Source organism: Mycobacterium sp. 852014-52450_SCH5900713, assembly GCF_001667075.1.
Lineage (GTDB): Bacteria > Actinomycetota > Actinomycetes > Mycobacteriales > Mycobacteriaceae > Mycobacterium.
This window is the reverse complement of sequence record NZ_LZIL01000050.1, coordinates 70,785-93,077: the sequence shown is the minus strand read 5'-3', so window position 1 is coordinate 93,077 and position 22,293 is coordinate 70,785. Positions and strand designations below refer to the sequence as shown.

The window sequence follows — 22,293 nt, the reverse complement described above, 5'->3', positions numbered from 1 at the left end:
CTATTTCTTGTCGCGGGGCAGCCGGCAGCCGGTGTAGCCCGCGACGACGAGGTTCCCCCGGTAGCCGACCTTGATGAAGATCCCGGTGGGGCCGTAGAACCCCACGTCGTGGTTTCCGGGGCTGTTCTGCATCACCTGCACGTCGGTGGCGTCGATCTTGGCGGCCGCCTGTTTGGCGGTCTCTTGGATCGTCGCCCACTGTTGCTCGGAGACCGGCACGTTGGCGGCAACGGCGTCGGGGAGGAAGTAGCGTTTGCCGTCGGTTTGCTCGTACGGTCGCTCGCAGTTGTCGCCGGAGCCCTCGTGCGGTGTCTCCCACCTGATCGAGGGGATCAATTTGCTTGCCGCGGCGGTGATCTCGTTCATCGCGGCCTGCACCTGGGTTTGGGTGTCCTCGAACGAGGGCAGGGACTTGAGCACCTGGAGGGCCTTGGTCGCGTCGTTGGGTGGGGTAGGCGCGTAGGGCTGGTTCACGTGACATCCTCCTGCGGCTAGTGCGATTGCGGCCATGGCGATGCACAGCATGCCGTGGCGTTGCAGGTTCCGGGCGCTGGTCTGGTTGTTGCTCACTTCGTGGGAACCGCCTTATCTCCGAGTCCGGCGAGGACGGCGGCGATGTTGTAGTTGGTCGTTCTGAGTCCGCCGCCGTCGGGAAAGCGAGGGTAGTCGCTGTGGCCGTGCGCGTCTTGAAGGGTGAGGGTGCCGCCATGGCCGTCAGACACGGTGGCGGGACCGGTGGCCAGGTGGGTGAAGTTCGGGTTGGTCGCCGGGTTCGGGCCGAAGTGGCCGGCGCCGGAGGCGTCCGCCGCGCCCAGGACACTTGTAGCGAGGTCCCGGAAGGGCGGCGGCAGGAAGGGGGCGACGTCGTGGGCGATGGCCGGGCCGTCGTAGGTCCACTGGATCGGGTCGTCGGGCGTTTCCATGGTGAACACGTGCCCGGGCTGCAGGTGGAGCTGTTGCGGTGTGGAGGCTTCGATGCCGGGTGAGCCGTAGAACAACGCTCGCGACACCCCGTGATCGCCGGGCTCTTGCAGGGCAAGGCCGGTGGTCAGGGAGCCGTAGGAGTGTCCTATCGCCGTGAGGTCGGCCGGGCCGCCGTGGTGGGCGGCCTGAATCCCGTCGTAGAAGCCGGCCAGGTCATGGGCACCGGCTCTGGCGACGGCGTCGTGGCTGACATCCCACCCGCCGGCAAGCGATTTGCCGATGTCGTCGAAGCCCGGCACCTGCGGCGGGTCATAACCGATCCACGCGATGGCCGACACGGTGTCGTGTTCGTGCCCAGGGGTCAGGCTCAATTGGCGGAGCGCTTCCTTTCTCGCGTCGGTCGCCTCGGACACCATGCCCCCGATGGCGCCGTGGACGGTGGTGTTCAAGCCGGGCGCGGTGACCGATACGTGGGTGGCCGCGTCGGGGTCTCCGACCGCGATCGCGGCGCGGGCCTGCTTACCGGTTTTGGTGTCGAGCAGCATGAGCTTGCGATCGGGGCTCGCTTTGACGGTTCTGTCGACGGCCTGCAGGTCGGGCAGGTACTTGGCCCCGTCCCGGGCGGCATCGTATTGGCGTTGCCACGCCTCGTAGGCGAGGCGGTCGTCGAAAATCGCCCCCGGCTCGTTCGGCGGCGGAATGTTCTTGCCCGCCGCCCAATCGGGATGCTGGGCCTTCAGCGCGTCGGCCTGTGCAGCGGCCGCCTGGGCGCGGCCCAGTTCGTCGGCCAGGTTGAGCCGGTTGTAATGATCCCGGTCCACCGCGGGCATCCCATTGTGATTTCCGATCATTGGGTTCCGTTGGTACTCCCGGTCCTTCTGCGCGGGCGTGAGAGTGTTCCAGACGTCCGCAAATTCCTTGGGGTCGTCCGGCAGGTCCGGTACCGGCGACAGCGGACCCTCGACCGCCTGGATACCCGACTGGTCGTATCCGTCGCCGTGCAAGGCGCCCAGTGACCTCTGCAGCGTGTTGAAGTAGCCGTCGCGGATCGACTGCAGCTGGTGCAGAGCATCCCTGGTCTCGTCGGCGGCGTCGGCACGGGCGTCTTCGATCAACGACTCCAGCTGGGAACGACTGCTCGGGTCGAGTTTGGGGTCCTCCAGATCCTTCATCGCCGCGCCGATGAGCTTGTCGAGCAGCTGCAACTGCCGTTCCAGCGCGGCGATCTGGGCGGCGCCGGCCTTCTGCGCCTCGGCCAAGGCGGCCGCGATGTTCTCCAGGTCGACCCCGATCTTGGGTAGCTTCAGGCATTGCGCCCCAAGCGATTTGACCGTCCGCTGCACCTCGGCCGAATCGTTGATCGGGTGGTCGCCGTTCTGGTGGTTCCAGGCCGCGTCGAATCGGTTACGGGCTTGCTCGAACGCATGGTCCGCCTCGGCGGTGCACACGCCGGCCTGGTGGAAGGCGTCCGCCAATTGAGAAATCTCGAACGGGTTGCCGGCCTGCAGACTCCGGTTGATCGCCCACGGGTCACCGCCGGCCTGGCCGATCAAATCGGCAACGTTGAGCCAGACCAGCTGCATCGCACCGCCAGAAAGTTCGCCATTCGTTCCCCGGACAGGCTGATGACGTTACTCCCCGAATTGGGATCCCGTGTTCAAGCGCTCAACCCGTCACGGGTGAGCGACGAGATACGTTTCGTTGTCCAGGTCGGCGGTCAGTTCGTCGACGTTGAAGGGGCGGTTGAGCCGGGCGTGCAACGCCTTCGGGTCGATCAGGAGGCTGATCTCGGCGGTCTGGCGAGCGAACATTCGTCCAATGAGTGGATAGAGGCGCCGCATGATCGCCCGCTCCCCGGCGGTGCAGCGCGATGCGCAGTAGCCGACGTGTCCGATCTCGTCCGTCAGGATCTCGCTGTACAGCAGTTCGATTCGCTCGGCGACTTCCGGTTCGTCCGCGAACAGTTTGATGCCGGCGCGCCGTAGCTCGTCGAACATGATGCAGCCCGCCATCTCAGCGGCTCCGACGAAGAGAAAGCTCGGCCGTTCGGGTAGGAAAACGCCGGTCTTCACGAACTGGCGCATCACGAACGGTGGGGGAACGACTTGAAACGTCAGATCGAAGATGTCGAGGGCGTACGCGAGCAGCCGCGTGTGGTAGTGCTCTTCGAGTTCGAGGTAAACGTTCTCGGGCGGCAGGTTCTGATCGCTGTTGCGCCCGTAGGTTTCCCCGAGTCCGACTCCGAACCTCTCAGCCTGGTTCAGTTTGGCCGTTGCCAGCAGGAACAGCATCTTCGGATCCAGCCCGGCTTCCGGTCGCCGGCGGCGCAGGTTGCGAAGGAACGTGTCTCGGTCGGCGGGATGGGCTGACCGGACGGGGTTCGCCTCGAGCTCGTTGAAGAAATGCTCGCGATTCGCCAACCGCCTGTTGAGCAGGTCGGCTTCGCCGTCACGCCGGGCCAGAAAGTCCCGGTACCCTTCGATGCCGTTCATCGTTTCTCCATTCCTTTGACAATCGTTGTCACGTAACGGCTTAACTGCGCAGGATCGTGTGTTCCGGTGGCCAGCAGCGCGAAGAGCCCGGTGAGAAAGAACGTGCCGAGCTCCGCGGCGTCTACCTCGGCCGAGACTTGCCCCGCGGATTGCGCCCGGCTGATGAGGCCCACCAGAAACCGTGCGAGCGGGTGTTGCGCGAACTCGTCTTCGACCGGACGGGACGACGAGAAGTGTAGGCCGAGCATATCCCGGAAAACTGCTGCGCCCAAACGTTTTTCGGCATCCAGGACGTGGGCCACGAGTTGCGAGAGGATCGACGACAGGTCGCCGTTGGCGGCGCCGAGTTCGCTGATGATCCGCGTCTCCTCGCTGCGCTCCAACTCGGCGAGAACGTGCTCCTTCGTCGGGAAGTGGAAATAGAAGGTTCCCCGCACCACGCCCGCCGCGGCGGCGATGGCGCTCACGTCGGCGGCGGCAAGCCCGCGCTGCGCAATCTCGGCCAGCGCGGCGTCGAACAAGCGTGCCCGGGTCTCGAGTCGTCGAGCCTCCCGGACGCCCCGCGCCGATGTTGCGGCTCCGAGAGGGGCCTGTGCCTCCATGGCTGCACGGTACGGCAAGTCGCTGACGCCCGTCAATGACGGCCGTCAACGAATCGAGGGGCGATCGAAGAGCCGGACCGACTGCCCTTAGCGGCCGGCTGATTCACCCTTCGGTGAAGCCGGGAGCAAGAAACCGGTGCAGCACTTTTCGTTCGACGCGACTGCTCGCCAGCGGCCAGTAGGCCAGGGACAGCACCACCCGTACGATCCACTGCGCCGCCTCCGGGTCGTCGGTGATTCCCGTGAGCTCGGCCGCCAGATGACTGAGCACCGGCGAGGAATGCAACTCGCCCAAGTCCGGAGAACTGCCCGGACTGAGCATCAACCGTCGCAACGGGTCCGATCTGATCTGCTCGAGTGCGACGGTGACGGCGGTGATGACGCGTTCGGGCCCACTGAGCCCCTCCACGGCACGGCGAACCGTCTCGATGATCCCCGCTGCCAGGCGAATCAGCACCGCGTCTCGTATCTGGGCTTTGCCGCCCGCATAGCGGTAGATGGTGGCTCGCGAGCAGTGGACCCTCGTCGCCAGGGTGTCGATGTCGAAGGCATCCAGCCCTTCGCGCACTACGAGGTCGGTTGCCGCGGCGTAGATACGTTCAGCCGCCGCGGTCCGGCGATCGCCACCGACGACCCAGTCGTCTCGGACCACGGCCTCCACCCCCTTGAGTCGCTGAATGTATATCTTCTCAGAATTGAGACGATCTTGGCGATATGTTTCACCGTGTCCGCAGGTCATGTCCCGCTGGTGAGACGACGCGGTCGGGAGGCGGGTACCGGGGATTGCAACTTCGTCGATTTCGATTGACTCGGCAGGTCTTCGCCGCTCAGCGTTGAGGAATGACATCGAGAGACGGTGGTCTTGGCCTGGCGCTCTTCGACGACGAGTTCATCCAGAACCCGTATCCGCTCTACGAGCGGATGCATCAGGCCGGACACGTCCATCGCATCGGAGATTCGGACTTCTACGCGGTGAGTAGTTGGGCTGGTGTGAGCGAGGCGGTAACACGCTGCGCCGATTTCTCGTCGAACCTGACCGCGACGATGATGTATCAGCCAGGAGGGGGCGTCGCAGCTTTGCCGATGGGCGAACTCGGCGGACCCACCCAAGCGTTGGCCACGGCCGACGAGCCGGTCCACTCCGTGCATCGGAAGGCGTTGCTGCCACAACTCGCGGCGAAGCGCATCCGCGCCTTCGAACCATTCATCGCCGACACCGCAGCCCGGATCTGGGATGTCCGGGCGCGAGACGGACGCATCGAATGGATGAGCGCAATGGCGAACCGGCTGCCTATGATGATCGTTGGCAGGATCATCGGCGTTCCCGACGCCGACATCGACAAGCTCATCCGGTGGGGTTACTCCGCGACCCAAGTGGTCGAAGGGCTGGTCACCCAAGATCAGCTGGATGCCGCGGGCATCGCGGTGCTGGAACTCAGCGGCTACGTCACGGAACTGTTCCAGCACGCGGCCGGCAATCGACAAGACAATCTGCTCGGTGATCTCGCTAGCGCCTGCGCCTCCGGCGATCTGGACGACTTAGCGGCACTCGCCATAATGATCACACTGTTCAGCGCGGGTGGCGAGTCCACGGCCTCCCTGATCGGTTCTGCCGCTTGGGTTTTGGCGACTCGGCCGGATATCCAGCGGCAGCTGCGGGATCGGCCGGACGCGCTCGGGGCGTTTCTGGAAGAGGTGCTGCGCTACGAACCGCCCTTCCGCGGTCACTACCGGCACGTCGTCGACGACACCGAACTGTGCAGCGCCGAATTGCCGGCGGGTTCGCGCCTGATCCTGTTGTGGGGAGCCGCCAATAGGGACCCCTCGCACTTCGACAACCCCGCAGAGTTTCGACTCGACCGGCCTGCGGGGAAGGGCCACATCAGCTTTGGGAAGGGAATCCACTTCTGCGTCGGAGCCGCACTCGCCCGGTTGGAGGCGACCATTGTGCTGGGCCACCTCCTCGAGCGAACCTCGAACGTCACGGCCGCCGCCGTCGGGAGGTGGCTCCCCAGTCTGCTGGTTCGGCGCCTCGAACGGCTGGAACTCGCGTACGCGTAACCGCCGCGCCGAGCAGGCCCGAGGTTGCACACCACACCAGCGGGGTACTGATCCTTTCGGACGAGCCGCGAACCTGAAAGGACCGAATGGCGACGCGCGAGGACAACGCCACCGACGGCCTGCTGCAAGAACTCCTGTGGGCCTACGGGCCGTGCGGCCAGGAAGCCGACGTGCGCGCCGTGTGTGCCCGGGAACTGCGACCGGTCGTCGACGACATGTGGACCGACGACGCCGGGAATCTGATCGGGTACATCGCCGCCGATCCGCCCGCCGACGGCGTCGGGCGCGCCCACCGGCACCGGGTGTCCTCGGCGGCCGAACCCGGCGTGGCGACGCGGATCATGGCGCACATGGACGAACTGTCCATGCTGGTCAAGCGCGTGGAGCCGGACGGCACGCTGCACCTGACCCAGCTGGGCACGATGTATCCGGGCAACTTCGGCCTCGGGCCCGTCGCCGTGCTCGGCCAGCACGAGACGCTGACCGCGGTGCTCACGCTCGGTTCCGAGCACACCACGCAGGAGAGCCAGCGGATCTGGCAGACCAAGCCCGACCAAGGCGATAAGGCGCTGGACTGGGATCACGTCTACGTCTTCACCGGGCTGAGCACCGACGAGCTCGAGGCCGCCGGCGTGCGCCCGGGCACCCGGGTGTGCGTCGACCGCAGCAAGAGGACGCTGGTCGAGTTCGGCGGCTACCTGGGCTGCTACTTCCTCGACGACCGGGCCGCGGTGGCCGCCCTGCTGCGCGCGGCCGCCCAGCTGCGCGACCGCGGCCAGCGGCCCGTCGACGACGTCTACCTCGTGTTCACCACCAACGAGGAGATCGGCGGCGTGGGCGGCACCTACGCCAGCGGGTCGCTGCCCGGCACCCTCACCCTCGCGCTGGAGGTGGGCCCCACCGAGCAGGAATACGGCACCACCGTCACCGGCGGCCCGATCGTCGGCTACAGCGACGCCTTGTGCGTCTACGACAAAGACGTCGCCGACCGGCTGATGAGCATCGCCACCGAGTTGGGGCTGTCGCCCCAGGCCGCCGTGCTGGGCGCGTTCGAATCCGATGCGTCGCATTCGAAGGCCAACGGGCTGACGCCGCGCGCGGGCCTGCTGTGCGTGCCCACGCTGAGCACGCATGGTTACGAAGTCATACCCCGCCGGGCCATCGACGACATGGCGGCCGTGATCGCCGAGTTCGTCCTGCAGCCCGGTGCGCATGCGCGCGGCGAAGATTAATACGGTCCCAAAATTTGCCTGAACATTGCTTAAGAGGCGCGTGGCGGCCCCCGGCGCGCCGGAATACCGGTCCTACGGTCGACGGATGAACGTTGACTACTACCTGCAGAAGGTGCCGGTTGAGTCGGTGCGGCCAGGGTTCTCACTCGCCATCGATCAGGGCGGTGATTATCGCCTCTTCCAGGTCGAATGCACGCAGATGACCCAGCGCAGCGGGCAGCCGGTGAGTTTCACCCTGACTTCGGAGCCCATCGACGACGGCGACCCCTGGGTGCTGGAATGCGCGGCTGGCACGCCGGTCGTCCGGGTCCTCGGCGTGTGCAAGGTGGCCTCCTAGTCTCGTCAGTCCGGCTTTGCGGCGGCGACGAATTGCAGCGCCCGCTGCGTCTGTTGCTCGACGTCGACCAGCCCGGCCGAGGAGAACAGGTCGACGAAGGCGCGCCGGTCGAACATGGTGAGCCCGATGACGCCGGCGCCGGCGGTCATCGCATGCCGCACCGGCGGCAGGTCCGGGACGTAGCTGGTGAGGACCGCGATGCGGCCCCCGGGCTTGAGCACCCGCACCATTTCGCGAGCCACGCGGAACGGCTCGGGCATCAGGTACAGGGCCCCGAAGCAGCAGACCGCGTCGAATGTCGCGTCGGCGAACGGCAACGCGCGGGCGTCTCCGCGGACATAGCAGGTGCGCGGGGTGCTGTTGTCCAGGACGGCGCGCGTCAGCATCGGCTCGGAGATGTCGAAACCGACGGCCAGGCCACCGTCCGGTAGCTGTTCCGCCAGCGATCCGGTGAAATTGCCTGGGCCGCAGGCGACGTCGAGCAATCGTCCCGCAGTGGACAGCCGCAACGCCGTAGCCGCGCGCCGCTGCTCGGCGCCGGTGGTGACGCCACTGGCCGCATAGAACGCGGCGGGGCGCCACAGCCGCTCGTAGACCGTCGCGACGAAGGGGCTGTTCATGGCTCGCTGCGCGAACGTCGGGGCCGGGGAACTCATCGATTCGCCCAATACGTCGAGGAAACCGTGCCGCGGTACCGCGGCCTCGGTGAGCAGACCACGGGTCAATTCGACTGCATCCTGGGTCATTTCATCGCTTTCGTGAAGGCTTGGACGGGTTGGCATAATCCGCAGGTGAATCCCGATTTTTCTGCCGATCCGGCTGTTACGCTAGGGCTCTTCGTGAGAGGCGACGCATTGGGGCCTCGCGCAGGCAACGGATGGGATTAGGACGTGGCGCACCTTTCGCAGACGATCGCGGGACGCGCGTCGGCCGGCTGATCGGATTACGTCGAGTGAATCCCCTGCCCCGGCCCCGAATCCGCGCGCGTGCGCCGCTGCGGATTTCATTCGCGGGGGGCGGCACCGACGTACCGCCGTTCCCGACCACCGAAGGCGGCTGCGTCCTCTCCGCGACCATCGACCGATACGCGCAGGGATCGCTGTCCCCGCGCACCGATCGCCGGGTCACGATCGAGTCGGTGGACTTCAAGACCACCCACGAGATGACGCTCGACAGCGAGATCCTCTACGACGGCAGCCTGGACCTGATCAAGGCCGCGGTGCGCAGGTTCGGCAAGGAGGGCACGGACGGCTATGACCTGGTGCTGCGTTCGAGCGCTCCGCCAGGATCGGGTCTGGGCTCGTCGTCGACGATGATGGTCGCGCTGACCGGCCTGCTCGCCGAGCACTACGGCGTGCCGATGGGCGAATACGAGACCGCGCAGCTGGCCTGTGCCATCGAGCGTGAGGACCTGGGCATCACGGGCGGCATGCAGGACCTGTATGCGGCGACGTTCGGCGGGTTCAACTTCATCGAGTTCACCGACCGCGTGATCGTCAACCCGCTGCGTATCCGCGAGGAGACCGCGTTCGAGCTCGAACTGAGCCTGCTGCTGTGCTTTACGGGGATCACGCGGGACTCCGCCCGCGTGATCGAGGACCAAACGCGGCGCGCCACCACCGGCGCCGACGACACCCTGGCCGGACTCCGGGCACAAAAGGAGCTGGCCGTTGCCATGAAGGCCGCCCTGCTGACGAACAAGCTGAACGATTTCGGCGTCCTGCTGGGCGAGGCCTGGACCCAGAAGAAGCGCATGTCCCCGTACATCACTAATGAGCGCATCGACGAGCTCTACGACCTGGCCCTGCGCAACGGCGCACTCGGCGGCAAGATCACCGGGGCGGGCGGCGGCGGTTACATCCTGCTGTTCTGCGACTTCGCGAAGAAGCACCGCCTGATCGAAAGCCTCGAGTCGGCCGGGGCCACCATCACCGAATTCGCTTTTGAGAGCAAGGGATTGACCACATGGCAGGCATGAGCCGCTCGGATGTCGTCACGCCGAGCGTCGAGCTGGTCCAGGAGCGACTGGCCGACACCATCGCGGTCAAGCAGCAGATGCTGTCGGGCGCCATCGCCGAGCAGACCGTCGAGATCGCGCGACTAATGATCGAGTCGTTGCGAGCCGGAGGAAAGGTGATCTTCTTCGGCAACGGCGGATCCGCACAAGACGCGGGGCATCTGGCCGCAGAGTTGATGGGGCGCTTCGCTTTTGACCGCCCGGGTCTCGCCGCGTTCAGCCTGCCGGACGCCACGGCGGCGATGACGGCGATCGGCAACGACTACTCCTATGACGAGGTGTTTGCCCGCCAGGTGCTCGCCGCCGGCCGCGCGGGGGATGTCGTGGTCGGCCTCACCACCTCGGGCAACTCACCGAATGTCGTCCGCGCGCTCGAGGCGGCCGCCGACGCCGGGATGACGACGGTGGCGCTCACCGGTGCGCGCGGGGGAAAGGTGGCCGATGTGGCCGAGTTCTGCATCCGGGTACCGAGCGATAACACCGGGCGGGTCCAGGAGGCGTGCCTGCACCTGGGCCACTCGATCTGCGAGATGGTCGAAGCGGCGTTGTTTCCGCGGCCCTGCTGAGACCGTCGCGACTGATGCTCGATCTACGGAAAGTGAGCACCGTCTTCCTGGATCGGGACGGGACCATCAACGTCAAGGCCGCCGACGGCGAGTACATCCGGTTCCCCGAAGACCTGGTGTTGTTGCCGGGCGCCGCCCGATCGGTGGCCGCCCTGAACGCGGCCGGTCTGCGCACCATCCTGGTGACCAATCAGCGTTGGCTATCGGAGCCGGCCGCCGACGCGGCGCGTTTCGCCGCCGTGCACGACCGCCTGGAACAACTCCTGGCGGCCGAAGGCGCCCGCCTGGACGCCGCCTACCACTGCCCGCACGCCGCGGCCAGTTGCGACTGTCGCAAGCCGGGTGCGGGCATGCTGGTGCGCGCGGCACAGGAGCATGGGTTCGCCCTGGCCGAGGCGGTGATGATCGGCGACAGCGAGAGCGATGTGGAGGCGGGCCGAGCGGCCGGCACGGCGACGGTTCTGCTTCGCCGCGGTGACGGAGATGCTGCGGGCGCCGACGTTGTGGTCGATGACCTCGCCGCCGCCGTGCGACTCATCTTGAGCGCCAAGGAATCTAGCCCCGCCTAAACCGTTGGGCCGCAGAGCGGATCACCAGTGCCAGCGCGAACGGTAGGTCGTCCCGCAGGTACCGGCGGGCGAGGCGGCGCGGCTCGAGCGCCAGCCGGTGCACCCACTCGAATCCGAGCCGTTGCAGCACGGGGGAGGCTCGGCGGACGACCCCGGCGGTCATCGCGATGCCGCCGCCGCAGGCAAGGCACCAGGCATGGGGGAGCTCCTGGCGCACCAGCTCGATGAGGCGCTCCTGCCTGGGGAAGCCCAAACCCACGAAGACCAGATCGGGTGCGGCGGCTGCGACGGCGGCGACCGCCCGCCGCGCCCCGTCCTCCGTGTCGTCGAAGCCGAACGACGGCGAGCACGTGCCCGCGACGCGCAGGCCGGCCGATTGCGCGACGAGCGCCGCGGCCGCTTGCTCCGGGACGCCCTCGGCGCCGCCGAGGAGGTAAACCGACTTGCCGTCGGCGGCCGCCGCGGCGCTCAACGGGAAGATCAGCGACGAGCCGGCGACGCGCTCGGGCAGCCTGTCCCCCTGGGCCCGCGCCGCCCACACCAGCGGCATGCCGTCGGCGACCACGAGGGTGGCCCGGGCGATCAGCTCGGCGAGTTCGGGGCGGCGCGCGGCCGCCCGGGCCACGTCGACGTTCACCGGGACGATCGAGCCGCCCCGACCAGCGGCCCACGCTTCGCGCACGACGTCGACGACCTGGTCTTCGGTCAGGGCATCGAACCAGAGACCGCCGACCTGAATCTTGTCCGGGCCCGCGCTCACCCGGACATCATGCCCCGCGGCATCATCCTGGCGAAGCGGTTCAGCCTTGCCGCGGCCGGAACCGAGCCCATAACCTGGGCAACATCCGACCGCGTCGGAAGTTCGGGGACTGGCGGGGTAGACGACGGCAACGCAGGCGGGCAGGTCATGGCACAGCGGTCACCGCGATGCGCAGACCCACGGCGCGACGGTGGGATCGGCGGGCTATCGCAGTGGCCTTGACCGGCGCGCGGGCCGACGAGCTGGCGACAATGGACATCTTCGAGGGATGTCCCGCCTCCGATCTGGTGCCGTTGGCCGCCTCTCTGCAACCGCTGCGCGCGACGGCCGGCCAGGTGCTGATGCAGCAGGGCGAAGAAGCGGTCTCTTTCCTGCTCATCTCGTCGGGCATCGTCGAGATCACCCACGTCGGCGACGACGGCGTGGTCATCGCTGAACACGCATTGCCGGGCATGCTCATCGGAGAGATCGCCCTGCTTCGTCACATCCCGCGGACCGCGACGGTCACCACCGCCGGGCCGCTGACCGGATGGATCGGCGACAATGACGCCTTCGCCCGCATGGTCCACATTCCCGGGGTCATGGAACGTCTGCTGCGCACGGTGCGCCAGCGCCTCGCCGCGTTCATCACGCCGATCCCGATCCGGGTCCGCGACGGCTCGCATCTGATGCTGCGACCGGTGCTGCCCGGTGACAGCGAGCGAACCGTGCACGGGCACATCGAATTCTCCAGCGAGACGCTGTACCGGCGCTTCATGACGCCGCGCCTTCCCACTCCGGCGTTGATGCACTACCTCTCGGAGGTCGACTACGTCGACCACTTCGTCTGGGTGGTGATCGACGGGAAGGACCCGGTGGCCGACGCGCGATTCGTGCGCGACGAAGGTGACCGCAGCGTCGCCGAGATCGCCTTCACCGTCGCCGACGCTTACCAGGGACGCGGGATCGGCACGTTCCTGATCAACGCGCTGTCCATCGCGGCCCGGGTCGCCGGGGTCGAAAAGTTCTCCGCGCGAATGCTTTCCGACAACCTGCCGATGCGCACAATCATGGACCACTACGGAGCGGTCTGGCAGCGCGAAGACGTCGGCGTCATCACCACCGTCATCGACGTGCCCGAACGACGCGACCACGGGTTTCGGCGTGACATGGCCGCAAAGATCGAGCACGTCGCCCGCCAGATGATCGAGGTGGTCGGCTGAGCCCGCTCGTTGTGCTATCAACGGGCATGCGGCCGTTCCGGTTTGGCCCGGTGACGACTTGCGCGATCGCGTTGCTGGTGGCGGCGTGCGCTCACGCTCCGGCGCCCACACCGTCGCGGGCGCCTGCAAAGGCGCCGCCGCCGACGGCGGTCAACCCCGCCAACATCAAACGGGTGGTTCGCGACCTGCCGCCCGGTTACGAGGCGACCACGGGCATTCCCAGCGGAGCTTCCCCCGGAGTGATCTGGAGCCTGGGGCCCGACGCGTCGGATAGCAAGACGCGGCCGCCCCAGTGCGGGACCCTCGCCGACCCCGGGAATGGACGCGACCAGTCGGCGCAGGGCGTGTCCGGTTCCGGCAGCGGCGGCATCGTCGACGCGGTGGTGGTGGCTTTGCCGGGGCCCGTTGACCTGCCCGGCGAGGTCGTCGCCGCGTGTGGCCAGTGGACCATGACCGCCGGGCGCACCACAGCAAGCGTGCACCTCGTCGACGCCCCGCGCATCGATGGCGCCCAAACCGTCGGGATGGTGGCCGACGTCAGGTCGGCCGTCGAGTCGGGCACCGAGATCGATTCGCGCACATACACGTTCACCGCCTACCTGGGCAACTTCTACGCGTTCACCACGTTGACCACCGACCCGGGTTCGGTGGTGGCCGCACTGCCCCCGCAATTCGCCGCCGATCTGCTCGTCAAAACGGTGTCCACGTTGCGCAGCTGACGCATCGGCCTTGGGTAGATTGGCCACGATGTTCAAGGTGGCGTTCACAGTCGCGGTGGTGGGTGTGCTCGCCGGCTGCTCAACGGGGGCCACCTCGGCGAAGGTCGACATCAAGAAGGTCTCCGAGGTCAAGTCGAGCTTCGGGCCCGACTTCAGGGTCACCGACATCGGTGAACGGGGGATCGATCCCAAGGTGTTGTCCGGCCGCAAGCTCCCCGACGGGCTGACGTTCGACCCCGCCAATTGCGCGAAAGCGGCGGCGGGGCCGGAAATGCCACCGGACCTGCAGGGCAACATGGCCGCGATTTCGGCCGAGGGCAAGGGCAACCGGTTCGTGGTCATCGCCGTGGAGACCTCAAAAGCCCTGCCCTTCAACGACCCCGGTAAGGACTGCGCCAAGGTGGCCTTTTCCGGTCCGCAACTGCGGGGCGGCATCGAGGTGGTCGACGCGCCGCAGATCGACGGAACCCACACGCTGGGGGTGCACCGCGTCCTGCAGGCGCTGGTCGCGGGGGGCCCCCGCACCGGCGAGCTCTACGACTACTCCGCCCAATTCGGTGATTACCAGGTGATCGTCACCGCCAACCCGCTGGTGACCCCGGGGCAGCCGGTCGTCCCGGTCGACACGCAACGCGCCCGCGACTTGCTCGTCAGCGCGGTGAAGGCGGTCCGGACCTAGCGCGATGACGGTGAGCGCCGGAACGGCGCGAACAAGGAATCGCGCAACCGGACCTAGCGCGATGACGGTGAGCGCCGGAACGGCGCGAGCAAGGAATCGCGCAATCGGACCTAGCGCACGCCGCGGGGCCGGAACTGGATGCTGACGCGCGGGCCCACCGGTGCCGACGTCTTGGGCACGGCGTGCTCCCAGGTGCGTTGACAGGATCCGCCCATCACCAGCAGATCCCCGTGCGCCTGCGGCAGCCGCAACGATGGACCTTTAGAAGGACGTGCGCGCCGGCGCATGGCGAAGGTACGGGTGGCGCCCAGGCTGATGATCGCGACCATGGTGTCCTCGGAGCTGCTGCGGCCGATGGTGTCTCCGTGCCAGGCGACGCTGTCGGAGCCATCCCGGTAGCAGCACAACCCGACCGTGGTGAAGGGCTCGCCGAGCTCGCCCGCGTAGATGTCGTTGAGCCGGCGCCGCAGCCGGGAAAGCAGCGGATGGGGCGGCTCGTCGACGGTGAGGTCGTGAAAGCTGACCAGCCGCGGCACGTCGACCACCCGGTCATACATCTGGCGGCGTTCCTCCCGCCAGGGCACGGTGGATAGCAGGCCTTCGAGCAGGTCGTCGGCCTCGGTGAGCCAGCCCGCGCGGATCTCGATAAACGCGCCGTCACCGAGTTCTCTGCGCTCGGTGTGCTGGAACAGGGAGCCTTGTACCGCCATCTCCACGGGGCCGAGTCTATCGCACATCCGTTCGATGAAGAGGGGACCGGCGGCGTGAGCGGCTACCGTTTTCAGTGTGGATGTGGTTGAGCTGGGCACCAATTCCGAGGTTGGCACGCTGCGGGCCGTCATCCTGCACCGCCCCGGCGGCGAGTTGCGTCGGCTCAATCCGCGCAACATGGACCAGTTGCTCTTCGACGGGTTGCCCTGGGTCGCCCGCGCGCAAGAGGAACACGACCAGTTCGCCGAGCTGCTGCGTTCCCGCGGCGTGCAGGTGCTGCTCTTGTCGGACCTGCTGGCCGAGGCGCTGACCCACAGCGGGGCCGCGCGGATGCAGGGCGTCGCCGCCGCGGTCGACGCGCGCCGGCTCGGAGTGCCGCTGGCGCAATCTCTTTCGGCGTACCTGCGGGGGCTGGACGCGGGCAGGCTGGCCCAGGTGCTGATGGCCGGCATGACGTTCAACGAATTGCCGTCGGACATCCGCACCGACGTGTCGTTGGTGCTGCGCATGCACCATGGGGCCGACTTCGTCATCGAGCCACTGCCCAACCTGGTGTTCACCCGTGACTCGTCGATTTGGATCGGCCCGCGGGTGGTCATCCCCACGCTTGCGCTGCGCGCTCGGGTGCGCGAGGCGTCGTTGACCGATCTCATCTACGCCCATCACCCGCGGTTCACCGGGGTGCGGCGCGCCTACGAGTCGCGCACCGCTCCGGTCGAGGGAGGTGACGTGCTGCTGCTCGCCCCCGGTGTGGTCGCGGTCGGCGTGGGCGAGCGCACCACCCCGGCGGGAGCGGAAGCGTTGGCCCGTAGCCTTTTTGACGACGACCTCGCGCACAAGGTGCTGGCCGTGCCGATCGCCCAGCGGCGCGCGCAGATGCACTTGGACACGGTGTGCACGATGGTCGACACCGACACCGTGGTGATGTACGCCAACGTCGTCGACACGCTCTCGGCGTTCACGATCGAGCGCACGCCGGACGGCGTTGCCATCAGCGACGAGGCGCCGTTTCTGGAGGCCGCCGCCAAGGCCATGGAGATCGACCAGCTGCGCGTGATCGACACGGGGTTGGACCCCGTCATCGCCGAACGGGAACAGTGGGACGACGGCAACAACACGTTGGCGTTGGCGCCCGGCGTCGTCGTCGCCTACGAGCGCAACGCGCAGACCAACGCGCGGCTGCAGGACGCGGGCATCGAGGTGCTGACCATCGCGGGGTCCGAGTTGGGCACCGGCCGCGGCGGGCCCCGCTGCATGTCCTGTCCGGTCGCCCGCGACCCGCTTTAACGTCGACATTGCCGCGCGCACACTACCGCCAGCTGGGCAGCCAGATCTCCATGTCCCAAGTCTGCTGCGAAATCGGCAGGCCGGTGAGCACCGGGAAGAGCCAGGCGAAGTTCGTCACCACCAACGCGACGTAGCAGCAGACGGCGATCAGCCCGAGCGTGCGTCGTTCCGAGCTGAACCCGCGGGCGCGGCCCGGCTGGTAGAGGATGTCCCCACAAATCAGCGCGATCCCCATCACCAGGAACGGCGCCATCGTCGCCGCGTAGAAGAAGTACATCTGGCGGTCGATGTCGGCGAACCAGGGCAGCCACCCCGCGCAATATCCGGTCAGCACAACGGCGTAACGCCAGTCGCGGCGGACGAAGGTGCGCCAGGCCGCATAGAGCAGGACCGGGACCGCGAGCCACCACATGGCCGGTGTGCCCACCAGCATCTCCGCCTTGACGCACGACTGCGCGCCGCACCCGGAGACGTTCTGCTGATCGATCGCGTACAGCACGGGCCGCAACGACATCGGCCAGCTCCACGGCTTGGACTCCCATGGGTGGTAGTTCCCGGCGGCGTTCGTCAGGCTTTTATGAAAATCGAAAGCCTTGACGGTGTAGTGCCATAGCGAGCGGATGGCGTCGGGCAGCGGCACCACCGAGTGCGGGCCGATCGACTGGCCCACCTCGTGTCGATCGATCGCCGTCTCGGACGCGAACCACGGCGCGTAACTGGCCAGGTACACCGCGGACGGGACGAGCGCGAGTGCGTAAGCGGTGGGGAGCAGGTCACGCCGCAAAACGCCCCGCCACGGGTTGGGCACCTGGTACTGGCGCCGCGCCGCGACGTCGAATGCCAACGACATCACGCCGAAGAACAGCACGAAATACAGCCCGGACCATTTTGTCCCGCAAGCCAATCCGAGCAGGACGCCCGCCAGGAAGCGCCACCAGCGCACACCCAGCCGCGGGCCCCACACCGTCTCGGCGGCGCGCCCCTCGAGCAGCGCGACGTGCATGCGCTGGCGCACCTGATCCCGGTCAACGATGAGCGCGCCGAACGCCGCGACCACGAAGAAGGTGAGAATGCCGTCGAGCAGCGCGGTGCGCGCGGCAACGAAGCTGACACCGTCGCAGATCACCAGCACGCCGGCGATGGCGCCGACGAGCGTCGAGCGGCTGATTCGCCGGACGGTCCTCATCACCAAGACCACCAGCACCACGCCGAGCAGGGCGCCGGTGAACCGCCAGCCGACGCCGTCGTACCCGAAGATGGCCTCGCCGAGCGCGATCAGCTGCTTGCCGACCGGCGGATGGACCACCAAGCCGAACCCGGGGTTGTCCTCCACGCCGTGGTTGTGCAGCGCCTGCCAGGCCTGCGGCGCGTAGTGCTTCTCGTCGAAGACGGGGGTGCCGGCATCGGTCGGCGAACCGAGATTGAGGAATCGGGTGATCGCCGCCAGGACGGCGACCACCCCCGTGACGACCCAGCCGCGGATTTGATCGGTGGGCCCGAAGTCGGCCACCGGAACCATCGGACCCGGGCTGACGACGGGCACGACACGCTCCGGGCCGGCATCTTCTACGTTCAAGGACGCTTCGCGGGGCGGGGCGGACATCGGTGTCGATCGTAGGCTGTCCGTCATGACCACTGGCCGCCTGTTGCTGGGCGCGACCCCGTTGGGTCAGCCTTCGGACGCCTCGCCCCGCCTAATGGACGCCCTCGCCCACGCGGACGTGGTGGCGGCCGAGGACACCCGCAGGGTGCGGACGCTGGCGAAAGCGCTGGATGTCGCCATTTCCGGCCGGGTGATCAGCCTGTTCGACCGGGTCGAGGCGGCCCGGGTGGACTCGCTGATCGCCGCCCTCAAGGCGGGCGCGACGGTGCTGGTGGTCAGCGATGCCGGGATGCCGCTGATCAGCGACCCCGGCTTTCGGCTGGTAGCGGCGTGCGTGGAGGCTGACCTTCCGGTGACCTGTCTGCCGGGCCCGTCGGCGGTGATGACCGCGCTGGCGCTGTCCGGTCTGCCGGCGGAGAAGTTCTGTTTCGAGGGTTTCGCCCCGCGCAAGAAGGCGGCGCGGCGGACCTGGCTGGAGTCGCTGGCCGACGAGCGACGCACCTGCGTCTTCTTCGAATCGCCGCGCCGGTTGGAGGCGTGTCTGCGCGATGCCGTCGACCGGCTCGGCGGTGACCGTCGGGCGGCGATCTGCCGGGAACTGACCAAAGTGCACGAGGAGGTGGTGCGCGGATCGCTCGACGACCTGGCGGCGTGGGCGGACGACGGGGTGCTCGGCGAGATCACCGTCGTGCTCGCCGGCGCCACCCCCCGCGCCGACCTGCCGTCGCTGGTCGCGCAGGTGGAGGAGCTGGTCGCCGGCGGCGCCCGTGTCAAGGACGCCTGCGGTGAGGTGGCCGACGCGAATCCGGGCGTGCGTTCGCGGCAGCTCTACGACGCGGTCCTGCAGTCCCGCCGCGGGTGAGGGGTCAGCCGGCCGAAAACGCGGCGGCGATGCGCGGCTGCCCGACAATGGGGGACGCCTTGTGCAGGCATTCGGCCCATTCGGCGTCGGGATCCGAGTCGGCGGTGATTCCCCCGCCGACGCCGAGCACGGCGCCGCCCCGGGGGTCGAATTCGACCGTGCGGATGGCGACGTTCAGCTCGCATCCGGCCACGGGGGATGCTAAACCGATTGTGCCGCAATATATTCCGCGACGATGCGGCTCCCATTGCGAGAGCAGTTGGCGGGCCCGGTGTTTGGGTGTCCCGGTAACCGAGGCCGGCGGGAAGGCGGCGTCGAGCAGCGCCGAAGTCGGCAGTTCGACGGGAACCCGCGCCGAGACGGTGGACACCAGGTGCCACACGCCGGGGGCGCGCCGGACCACCAACAACTCGGGCACGGTCACGGTGCCGACGAGCGCCACCCGGCCGAGGTCGTTGCGCACCAGGTCCACGATCATGATGTTTTCGGCCACCTCTTTCGCCGACGCCCGCAGCGCGGACGGCCAGGCGTCCAGGGGCAGGGTGCCCTTGATCGGGCTGGAGGTCACGAGCGTGCCGCGCCGCCGCAGGAAGAGCTCCGGGGACAGCGACGCCACCGCGCCCCACGGCCCGGCGAGATACGCCGCGCGAGCCGGGGAGGTGCGGGCGATGCCGTCGGCGAAGAAGTCGAGCGGGGCGCCCGAGACCGTACCGGTGAAGTGCGTGCACACGCACGCCTGGTAGACCTCGCCGGCGCGGATGGCCTCGAGGCAGTTAAGCACCCCGTCGCGGTGAGCCGCCCGATCGGAGGGCCCCCAGTCGATCCGGCAGTCGCGCTGCGGCGGCGGCGCGGTCGCGAGCGCGGCCGCCAGCCAGCCCGGCATCGGCGCGCCCGACAGGCTTTCGTACCACCACTGCCCGTCCCGGTCGCGGCGCAGGACGCAGTCGGTCCAACCGCCCGCGGCTTCGGGGATCCGGTTCGGACCGCCCTCGGCGCCGGGATCGGGATAGGAGAGGTAGCCGATCCAGCCGCCGCCCACCGCTTGCGAGTCGACCGTTTGCGAATCGAGCCGGACCGCGAAGGCCGCGCCGGGATCGACCGGCTGCGCCGACACGCTCGGGGCGATCACCGCCAGCGCGCCGAACCAGTCGCCGGTCAGCGCGGCCGGCGGCGGCAGGCCGAGGCGTGCCGTGGCCTCGCCCACGGCGCGCAGCACCTGCGGTGCGGCGCCATAGTCGCCGAGCCGGTCGATACGCACCGCCCTAGCTTGACAGAAGTGCGGTCACCTAGCCGCGGCTGACGTCACGGGCGGTCGCCAGCGCCACCAGCTTGTCCGGGTTGCGGGTCACGTAGAAGTTGGTGATCTTGTCGTCGGCGATTTCCAGCGTGATCACCCCTTCGAGGTGATCGCCGAGGTAGAGCAGCACGGCCGGCGCGCTGTTGCACGTCACCATGTCGACGCGGAACTCCGCGAGCTCCGTCGCCTTGCGGATCAGGCCGACGATGGCCCGGGCCACCCGATCGGCCCCCACCACCGGCCGGCGCGCCGCGGACACCTTGCCGCCGCTGTCCGCCGTCCAGGTGGCGTCGGGCGCGAGCATCGTCATCAGCGTCTCCACATCGCCGGTGGCCGCCGTCGCGAGGAACTGCGCGGTGATCTGCTCGTTGCGTTGCGGGTCCGTCGCGTCGAACCTCTTCCGCCGCGCCCGCACGTGCTCACGCGCCCGGTGCGCCACCTGCCGGACCGTCGGTGCCGGCTTGCCCACCGCCTCGGCGATCTCGCCGTAGTCGAAGCCGAACACCTCGCGTAATACGAACACCGCCCGCTCGTCGGGACTCAGCGTCTCCAGCAGGACCAACATCGCCATCGAAATCGATTCCGCCAGAACGACATCGGTGGAAGGATCCTGCTCGTCGAGCAACAGCGGCTCGGGCAGCCACGGCCCCACATAGTCCTCGCGGCGACGCGCGTCGGCGCGCAGCGCGTTGAGGGCCTGGCGGGTCACCAGCTGGGCCAGATACGACTTGGTGTCGCGCACCGTCGACAGGTCGACCGCCGCCCACCGCAGATAGCTGTCCTGCAGCACGTCGTCGGCTTCGGTGGCCGAGCCCAGCATCTCGTAGGCGATGGTGAACAGCAGCGGCCGCAGCACGGTGAACCGTTCCGCGTGCTCACTGCCGGCCGGTGGGGGCGTCATCGCAGGGCGATCTCGGCCGGTGTCTGCGCGGGCCTCTTGCCGCCCTTGAGCCAGAGGTAGGAGCCGGGCTTGGCGGCCTCGCGCCGGATGGCCCACAGCGTTCCCTTGCAGATGGCCTCTTTGATGGACGCGCCGGTCCGGCCGCCCAGCGCCATGTTCACCGGGGTGTCGTCGGTGCGCGACAGCTGCACCGTGCCGTAGGTGCGGCCGAGGCTGATGCACTGACCGACGAACGCCTGACTGAGCGGGGCCGGGGCGGTTCCGGCGATGCGGTTGAGCACGGTGTTGGCGGCTTGCGCGCCCAACGGCCCGGCGGCCTGGCAACTCATCCGCAGGGGCTGTCCCGACGGCGCGGCGGCGTCCCCCGCCGCGACGACGTAGGGGTTGTCCACACTGGTCAGCGTCTCGTCGGTGAGCAGCCGGCCCACCGCGTCCGTGCTCAGCCCGCTGCGCGCGGCCAGGTCCGGCACCGTGAATCCGGCCGTCCAGATGGTCGCCGCGCTCGGCAGCACGGCGCCGTCGGCGAGCACCACCGCGTCCCAGCGCACCTCGGTCACCATCGCGGATTCCAGCACGATGACTCCGAAGCCGCGCAGGCGCTTGGCGACCGAGCGCCTGCCCCGCTTGCTCAGCGACGGGCCGAGCGCGGCGCCGCACACCAGGGTCACTTGGCGGCCCTGTTCGGCCAGCTCGGCGGCCGTTTCGATGCCGGTCAGGCCGCCGCCGACGACCGTGACGGGCGCGGCCAGCGGCAGGTCGACAAGCGCATAGCGCAACCGCTGCGCGCTTTCCAGGTCGGACACCGCGTACGCGAAGTCCGCGAATCCGGGCACCGCCACCGGCGTCGCGCCGGTGCTGCCGACCGCATAGATCAGGTAGTCGTAGTCGAGCTCGGCGCCCGAGGACAGCAGGACCCGCCGCGCGGTGGCCTCGATGCGGTCGACGGTGTCGACGACCAATCGGATGCCCTCGCCCAGCAGAGTGGCGTAGTCGGCGGTCGCGGCGCCGGTGTCGGCCACCAACTGATGCAGGCGGATTCGCTCCACGAAGACGGGGCGGGAGTTCACCAGGGTGATGTCGATGTCCGGACGTTGACGTAGATGGTTGGCGGCCAGTGTTCCGGCGTACCCGCCTCCGACCACGACGACATGAATTTTCTGGGCGGTCACCTCGGTCATTGCTGTCTCCTGTTCTCACGGGCCTGATGCCCTCGAGACACCGCAGGCCGGCCGAGCGTGACAGGCCCGCCCACATTGTGACGCGTCTCACGGGAGCCGCCTCCCGGGCAGGACCGCACTGCGTCGGACCGGGGGCGGCCCAGGCCGTGCGTGTTACGCTGCGCTACGCCAATTCGTGACCTGCCCCGCGTCGGATACACGCACCGGAAAACCCAGGCAGTATGGGCCCACTTCAGTGAGCACCGGTGTGTGTTGGGAGAAGCAAGCGTGAAGACGAGGAAGAGCGCGCTGGCC

General features: G+C 68.3%; 23 protein-coding genes. 11 read left to right on the top strand and 12 right to left on the bottom strand.

Features of this window, described 5'->3' with window-relative positions; translation table 11 throughout:
- The 5 genes from A5773_RS14625 to A5773_RS14605 form a co-directional block, all read right to left on the bottom strand.
- Nucleotides 1–570: an LppA family lipoprotein gene (locus tag A5773_RS14625; RefSeq protein WP_231989268.1), complete on the bottom strand. Its 570-nt coding sequence runs from the start codon at nucleotides 568–570 to the stop codon at nucleotides 1–3.
- Nucleotides 567–2,507, bottom strand: a complete 1,941-nt coding sequence (locus A5773_RS14620; protein WP_067791397.1) for an alpha/beta hydrolase — start codon at nucleotides 2,505–2,507, stop codon at nucleotides 567–569. The genes A5773_RS14625 and A5773_RS14620 overlap by 4 nt, the downstream gene beginning before the upstream one ends.
- 90 nt (nucleotides 2,508–2,597) lie before the next feature.
- Complete coding sequence (locus A5773_RS14615; RefSeq protein ID WP_067265410.1) at nucleotides 2,598–3,416, bottom strand: hypothetical protein; 819 nt, start codon at nucleotides 3,414–3,416, stop codon at nucleotides 2,598–2,600.
- Nucleotides 3,413–4,018, bottom strand: a complete 606-nt coding sequence (locus A5773_RS14610; RefSeq protein WP_067791395.1) for a TetR/AcrR family transcriptional regulator — start codon at nucleotides 4,016–4,018, stop codon at nucleotides 3,413–3,415. Before A5773_RS14610 ends, A5773_RS14615 begins: the two co-directional genes overlap by 4 nt.
- Before the next feature lie 103 nt (nucleotides 4,019–4,121).
- On the bottom strand, nucleotides 4,122–4,670 hold the full coding sequence (locus A5773_RS14605) for a TetR/AcrR family transcriptional regulator (RefSeq protein WP_066957791.1): 549 nt from the start codon (nucleotides 4,668–4,670) through the stop codon (nucleotides 4,122–4,124).
- A 188-nt stretch (nucleotides 4,671–4,858) separates the two neighbouring features.
- On the opposite strand from A5773_RS14605, the gene A5773_RS14600 reads away from it, so the two are divergent.
- The 3 genes from A5773_RS14600 to A5773_RS14590 all read left to right on the top strand — a co-directional run bounded on the left by A5773_RS14600 (nucleotide 4,859) and on the right by A5773_RS14590 (nucleotide 7,648).
- On the top strand, nucleotides 4,859–6,079 hold the full coding sequence (locus A5773_RS14600) for a cytochrome P450 (RefSeq protein WP_067265407.1): 1,221 nt from the start codon (nucleotides 4,859–4,861) through the stop codon (nucleotides 6,077–6,079).
- An 86-nt stretch (nucleotides 6,080–6,165) separates the two neighbouring features.
- A complete protein-coding gene (locus A5773_RS14595) occupies nucleotides 6,166–7,311 on the top strand; it encodes a M20/M25/M40 family metallo-hydrolase (protein ID WP_066957417.1) in 1,146 nt (381 codons plus the stop codon).
- An 85-nt stretch (nucleotides 7,312–7,396) separates the two neighbouring features.
- Nucleotides 7,397–7,648, top strand: a complete 252-nt coding sequence (locus tag A5773_RS14590; protein ID WP_066957415.1) for a hypothetical protein — start codon at nucleotides 7,397–7,399, stop codon at nucleotides 7,646–7,648.
- 5 nt (nucleotides 7,649–7,653) lie between these two features.
- On the opposite strand, the gene A5773_RS14585 is transcribed toward A5773_RS14590, so the two are convergent.
- On the bottom strand, nucleotides 7,654–8,394 hold the full coding sequence (locus A5773_RS14585) for a class I SAM-dependent methyltransferase (RefSeq protein WP_066957413.1): 741 nt from the start codon (nucleotides 8,392–8,394) through the stop codon (nucleotides 7,654–7,656).
- 215 nt (nucleotides 8,395–8,609) lie between these two features.
- On the opposite strand from A5773_RS14585, the gene A5773_RS14580 reads away from it, so the two are divergent.
- Genes A5773_RS14580 through A5773_RS14570 form a run of 3 tightly spaced genes read left to right on the top strand, consistent with a single transcriptional unit; the run spans nucleotide 8,610 to nucleotide 10,800 of the window.
- A complete protein-coding gene (locus A5773_RS14580) occupies nucleotides 8,610–9,626 on the top strand; it encodes a GHMP kinase (RefSeq protein ID WP_067791483.1) in 1,017 nt (338 codons plus the stop codon).
- Entirely contained in the window at nucleotides 9,614–10,231 is a 618-nt protein-coding gene (locus A5773_RS14575; RefSeq protein ID WP_197505486.1) for an SIS domain-containing protein, read from the top strand. The genes A5773_RS14580 and A5773_RS14575 overlap by 13 nt, the downstream gene beginning before the upstream one ends.
- 14 nt (nucleotides 10,232–10,245) lie before the next feature.
- Nucleotides 10,246–10,800, top strand: coding sequence for an HAD-IIIA family hydrolase (locus A5773_RS14570; protein ID WP_066957409.1), 555 nt, complete (start codon nucleotides 10,246–10,248; stop codon nucleotides 10,798–10,800).
- Here A5773_RS14570 and A5773_RS14565 read toward each other — a convergent pair.
- Nucleotides 10,787–11,560 (bottom strand): WecB/TagA/CpsF family glycosyltransferase, encoded by a 774-nt coding sequence (locus A5773_RS14565; RefSeq protein WP_066957408.1) that lies wholly within the window; start codon nucleotides 11,558–11,560, stop codon nucleotides 10,787–10,789. The genes A5773_RS14570 and A5773_RS14565 overlap by 14 nt on opposite strands.
- Before the next feature lie 251 nt (nucleotides 11,561–11,811).
- Here A5773_RS14565 and A5773_RS14560 point away from each other — a divergent pair, with 251 nt between their 5' ends.
- From A5773_RS14560 to A5773_RS14550, 3 genes are read left to right on the top strand one after another with little or no spacing between them, the layout of a single operon-like run.
- Entirely contained in the window at nucleotides 11,812–12,762 is a 951-nt protein-coding gene (locus A5773_RS14560) for a GNAT family N-acetyltransferase (protein ID WP_369817364.1), read from the top strand.
- Nucleotides 12,763–12,788: 26 nt separating this feature from the next.
- A complete protein-coding gene (locus A5773_RS14555; RefSeq protein ID WP_066957404.1) occupies nucleotides 12,789–13,481 on the top strand; it encodes a DUF5642 family protein in 693 nt (230 codons plus the stop codon).
- A gap of 28 nt (nucleotides 13,482–13,509) precedes the next feature.
- Nucleotides 13,510–14,160 (top strand): DUF5642 family protein, encoded by a 651-nt coding sequence (locus tag A5773_RS14550; RefSeq protein ID WP_066957402.1) that lies wholly within the window; start codon nucleotides 13,510–13,512, stop codon nucleotides 14,158–14,160.
- A 110-nt stretch (nucleotides 14,161–14,270) separates the two neighbouring features.
- Here A5773_RS14550 and A5773_RS14545 read toward each other — a convergent pair whose 3' ends face one another.
- On the bottom strand, nucleotides 14,271–14,876 hold the full coding sequence (locus A5773_RS14545; protein WP_197505485.1) for an alpha-ketoglutarate-dependent dioxygenase AlkB: 606 nt from the start codon (nucleotides 14,874–14,876) through the stop codon (nucleotides 14,271–14,273).
- A gap of 70 nt (nucleotides 14,877–14,946) precedes the next feature.
- Here A5773_RS14545 and arcA point away from each other — a divergent pair, with 70 nt between their 5' ends.
- Nucleotides 14,947–16,158 (top strand): arginine deiminase, encoded by a 1,212-nt coding sequence (gene arcA, locus A5773_RS14540; protein ID WP_067265403.1) that lies wholly within the window; start codon nucleotides 14,947–14,949, stop codon nucleotides 16,156–16,158.
- 22 nt (nucleotides 16,159–16,180) lie between these two features.
- Here arcA and A5773_RS14535 read toward each other — a convergent pair whose 3' ends face one another.
- Nucleotides 16,181–17,761: a dolichyl-phosphate-mannose--protein mannosyltransferase gene (locus tag A5773_RS14535; protein ID WP_067265400.1), complete on the bottom strand. Its 1,581-nt coding sequence runs from the start codon at nucleotides 17,759–17,761 to the stop codon at nucleotides 16,181–16,183.
- Nucleotides 17,762–17,786: 25 nt separating this feature from the next.
- Between A5773_RS14535 and rsmI the strand changes: the two genes are divergently transcribed.
- The gene (rsmI, locus tag A5773_RS14530; RefSeq protein ID WP_066957395.1) at nucleotides 17,787–18,623 is read left to right on the top strand and encodes a 16S rRNA (cytidine(1402)-2'-O)-methyltransferase; all 837 of its coding nucleotides are present in this window, start codon (nucleotides 17,787–17,789) and stop codon (nucleotides 18,621–18,623) included.
- 4 nt (nucleotides 18,624–18,627) lie between these two features.
- Here rsmI and A5773_RS14525 read toward each other — a convergent pair whose 3' ends face one another.
- From A5773_RS14525 to A5773_RS14515, 3 genes are read right to left on the bottom strand one after another with little or no spacing between them, the layout of a single operon-like run.
- Nucleotides 18,628–19,881, bottom strand: coding sequence for an aminodeoxychorismate synthase component I (locus A5773_RS14525; RefSeq protein WP_067791393.1), 1,254 nt, complete (start codon nucleotides 19,879–19,881; stop codon nucleotides 18,628–18,630).
- 28 nt (nucleotides 19,882–19,909) lie between these two features.
- Entirely contained in the window at nucleotides 19,910–20,821 is a 912-nt protein-coding gene (locus tag A5773_RS14520) for an RNA polymerase sigma-70 factor (protein ID WP_066957391.1), read from the bottom strand.
- Complete coding sequence (locus A5773_RS14515) at nucleotides 20,818–21,999, bottom strand: NAD(P)/FAD-dependent oxidoreductase (RefSeq protein ID WP_067265394.1); 1,182 nt, start codon at nucleotides 21,997–21,999, stop codon at nucleotides 20,818–20,820. The genes A5773_RS14520 and A5773_RS14515 overlap by 4 nt, the downstream gene beginning before the upstream one ends.
- Nucleotides 22,000–22,293: the final 294 nt, after the last annotated feature.